Here is a 3,901-nt window from a genome sequence, read left to right on the forward strand (position 1 = left end):
TCGCCGGGCATCTTGGACACGAGTGAGTGCTTGCCGTGCACGACCTCGTCGTGGGAGATGGGCAGGACGTAGTTCTCGCTGTAGGCGTACACCATGGGGAAGGTCATCTCGTGGTGGTGGTGGGTGCGGTGGACGGGTTCGTGCCGGAGGTATTCCAGCGAGTCGTGCATCCAGCCCATGTTCCATTTCAGTCCGAAGCCCAGTCCGCCGCTGTCGGTGGGGCGGGTCACCCCGTCCCAGGCGGTGGACTCCTCGGCGATGGTGACCACGCCCGGACAGCGGCGGTAGACGGTTGCGTTCATCTCCTGGAGGAACGCCACCGCGTCCAGATCCTCCCGCCCGCCGAATACGTTCGGTGTCCACTGGCCCGAGTCGCGTGAGTAGTCGAGGTAGAGCATGGAGGCGACGGCGTCGACGCGCAGGCCGTCGATGTGGAACTCCTCGCACCAGTACACCGCGTTGGCGACCAGGAAGTTGCGTACCTCGGTGCGGCCGAAGTCGAACTCCAGGGTGCCCCAGTCCGGGTGTGCGGCCCGCAGCGGGTCCGCGTGCTCGTACAGCGGGCGGCCGTCGAACCGGGCCAGCGCCCAGTCGTCGCGGGGGAAGTGGCCCGGCACCCAGTCCATGAGCACGCCGATGCCGGCCTGGTGCAGGGCGTCGACCAGGTACCGGAAGTCGTCGGGGGTGCCGAGCCGGGCGGTCGGCGCGTAGAAACCGGTGACCTGGTAGCCCCAGGAGCCGCCGAAGGGGTGCTCGGCGACCGGCATCAGCTCCACATGGGTGAAGCCCAGGTCCCTGGCGTACGCGGGTAGTTCGTCGGCGAGCTGACGGTAGGTCAGTCCCGGTCGCCAGGACGGCAGGTGGACCTCGTACACGGAGAACGGCGCCTCGTGCACCGGGAGGTCCGCGCGGTGCGCCAGCCACCCTGCGTCGCCCCACTCGTAGCGCGAGGACGTCACCACGGAGGCCGTCGCGGGCGGCACCTCCGTGCGGCGCGCCATCGGGTCCGCCTTGAGGAACCGGTCGCCGTGGCGCGAGGTGATCTCGAACTTGTACAGCTCGCCCTCGCCGACGCCGGGCACGAACAGCTCCCAGACACCCGAGGAGCCGAGCGAGCGCATCGGGTACTGCGTGCCGTCCCAGCCGGTGAAGTCACCGGTGACCCGCACGCCCCGGGCGTTCGGTGCCCACACGGTGAACCGGGTGCCGGTCACGCCCTGATGCGTCATGGGTTCGGCGCCCAGCGCCCGCCACAACTGCTCGTGCCGTCCCTCACCGATCAGATGCAGGTCCAGCTCGCCGAGCGTGGGCAGGAAGCGGTAGGCGTCCTCGGTCTCGTGGACGGCGCCCTCGTACGTCACGCGCAGCCGGTAGGCGGGGATGTCACGCAGGGGCACCAGGGCCGAGAAGAAACCGTCGCCGTCGTCGTGCAGTTCGGCCCGCAGCTCGTCGGTGACGACGGCGACCGATAGGGCGTACGGCCGAAAGGCCCGGAACACCACACCGCCGGCCACCGGATGCGCCCCGAGCACGGAATGCGGATCATGGTGCGTCCCCGCCGACAACCGCTCGCACTGCCCCGCCCCGAGAGCCGGGAGAACAACGGCCTTGCTGTTCCCGGCTGTGCTCTGTCCGGGATCGGTCTCGCTGTTCTCGGCTGTGCTCTGTCCGGGACCGGCCTTGCTGTTCCCGGCTGTGCCCTGTCCCGGATCGGCCTCCTCGACCGTGGTCCCCGCGCCGCCCGACTCCTTGCCGCCGGTCTTCTCGGCGCCCGGTTTCCCGATGGCGGGCTTCTCCGTCGTGGCCTTCACCGCGCCCTGCGCCGTGGCCGACTCCGCCGCCGTCCTCTGGGCCGCGGCTTTCGCGGTCGCGGCCCTGGCCGGTGTGCGCTTCCTCCCCGTGATCTTCTTGGCCGCCGCTTTCTCCGCAGCCGTCTCCGCCGCGTTCTCCGCAGCTGGCTGCTCCGCCCCCGTCGCCCCGGTCGCCGTCTGCTTGGCCGGGGGTGCGGGGGGCTGCCGCGGTGGCTGCTTCGCGGTGGGGGCGCGGGGGTGCCGGTGCTGCGGGTCCGGGGCGCTGGACGCAGGGCGCGGGGTCACGGGTGGTGCCTCCTCGGCGCGGGGCGGTCAGGACTGGTCGGGCGAGGCGAGGCGGTGGACCGCCGACAGCGGCACCGGCAGCCAGTCGGGGCGGTGGCGGGCTTCGTAGAGGACCTCGTAGACCGCCTTGTCGGTCTCGTACGCCCGCAGCAGCACCGGATCGGTGCGCGGGTCCCGCCCGGCGACCTCGCCGTATCCGGTGCAGTAAGCCGCCCGGCACACGGCGGCCCAGCCGGGCGCCGGCAAACGCGCCGAGTGCGCCGCGTAGTCGAAGGAACGCAGCATTCCCGCGACGTCCCGCACCGCGGGCTGCGGCATACGGCGCTCCGCCAGCGGCCGGGCCGGTTCGCCCTCGAAGTCGATCAGCGACCACGGCCCGGACGGCGAGCGCAGGCACTGGCCGAGGTGCAGATCGCCGTGGATGCGCTGCGCGGTCCAGGTGCGCCCCTCGGCGGCCAGGTCGGCCAGCGCGGTGTAGGCGGACCGCAGCCCGCTCGCATGGGGGCGCAGGGCCGGTACCGCGCGGGCGGCCGCCTCCAGACGCCTCACCATGCCGCCGACCAGCGGCTCAAGGCCGCCGCGGCCCAGGGTGACGGTGGGCAGCGCGTGCGCGAGCGCGGTGTGCACCTCGGCGGTGGCCCGGCCCAGCGCCCGCGCCTCGGCGCCGAAGTCCTCGCCCTTGGCCAGCTCGCGCAGCGCCAGTTCCCAGCCGTCCGTGGCGCCCTGCACAAAGGGCTGGAGCACGGCCAGCACGGTCGGCTCATCGGCCGCTCTCGTGCCCTCGGCCCGCAGCCAGGCGGTCGGCGCCGGCACCCGGGCGCAGCCCTCGGCGGCCAGCGCCAGCGGTATCTCCAGATCGGGGTTGACGCCGGGCACGACCCGGCGCAGCAGCTTCAGAATGAACGTATCTCCGTAGACGACCGAGGAGTTGGACTGCTCGGCGGTCAGCCGCCGGGCCACCAGCCCGTCGCGTATCTCCTGGCCCGGATCCCGCTCGAAGCGCAGCACCCCGATACGGGCCCGGGTGCGCAGCGCCTCCAGCAGCACCTCGGCGGGCCGGGGGTCGTACAGGGCGTCGTACACCGTGCGTCCGGTGAGCGGCCCGCGGTCCACGTGTCCGATCAGCGCGGGCGCCAGCCGGGGCGGCAGCGCCTCGCGCGCGCCGATCAGCAGTTGGTAGCAGTCGCCGGGCTGTGGGGCGGCGCCCGGTGCGGGCGGCTGGTGGGCGCGGACCAGCAGGTGATACAGGCCGAGGCGGCCGGAGGGCAGCAGCTCGGTGACCGCCACCGGCGAGAACCCGGTGACCGGGCGTCCCTTCCCCGCGAACCAGCGCTGCCTCGGCAGCCACTCGCGCAGCAGGGGATCGAGGGACGCGAGGAGATGAGCTGGACTCGTCGTGCCGGACGGGGTGACCGTTTCCGCCATGGCGTCATGTCCTTTCCCCCTTCTTCAGCCTTCTTCGGCTCGCTTCCGGGGGCGCCCGAGCCGGTGGGGTGTTACTGATGCGTGCCCCGGGCGGCACGGTGGCAACCGCCCGCCCGGCGCCTTCCAGGGCGGTGCTAGACGGTGTCCCCGCGCAGTCGGAACCAGTAGAAGCCGTGGCCCGCGAGGGTCAGCAGATACGGCAGCCGCCCGATCGCCGGGAAGCGCACCCCGCCGAACAGCTCGACCGGATGCCGGCCGCCGAACCGCCCGAGGTCCACCTCCGTGGGCTGTGCGAACCGCGAGAAGTTGTGGACGCACAGCACGAGGTCGTCGTCGTATTCGCGCAGGAAGGCGATGACGGCCGGGTTGGAGGAGGGCAG

The 3,901-nt window shown here is 72.7% G+C and carries 3 protein-coding genes; all 3 read right to left on the reverse strand.

Annotated elements, in window-relative coordinates; all coding sequences use genetic code 11:
* Positions 1-2,096 (reverse strand): 1,4-alpha-glucan branching enzyme (gene glgB, locus ACWEKM_RS46065; RefSeq protein WP_451627290.1); only part of this gene is annotated, 2,096 nt, incomplete at its 3' end.
* A gap of 27 nt (positions 2,097-2,123) precedes the next feature.
* Positions 2,124-3,521: a maltokinase N-terminal cap-like domain-containing protein gene (locus ACWEKM_RS46070; protein WP_451627291.1), complete on the reverse strand. Its 1,398-nt coding sequence runs from the start codon at positions 3,519-3,521 to the stop codon at positions 2,124-2,126.
* Positions 3,522-3,655: 134 nt separating this feature from the next.
* Positions 3,656-3,901, reverse strand: a 246-nt coding sequence (locus ACWEKM_RS46075) for an alpha-glucosidase C-terminal domain-containing protein (protein ID WP_451627292.1), incomplete at its 5' end; no start/stop codon positions are given.

It is taken from the genome of Streptomyces sp. NPDC004752 (assembly GCF_053601275.1).

Excerpts from the sequence above, each read along its gene's own strand:
- ACWEKM_RS46070 (WP_451627291.1), bottom strand. The coding sequence starts at position 3,521 with ATGGCGGAAACGGTCACCCCGTCCGGCACGACGAGTCCAGCTCATCTC.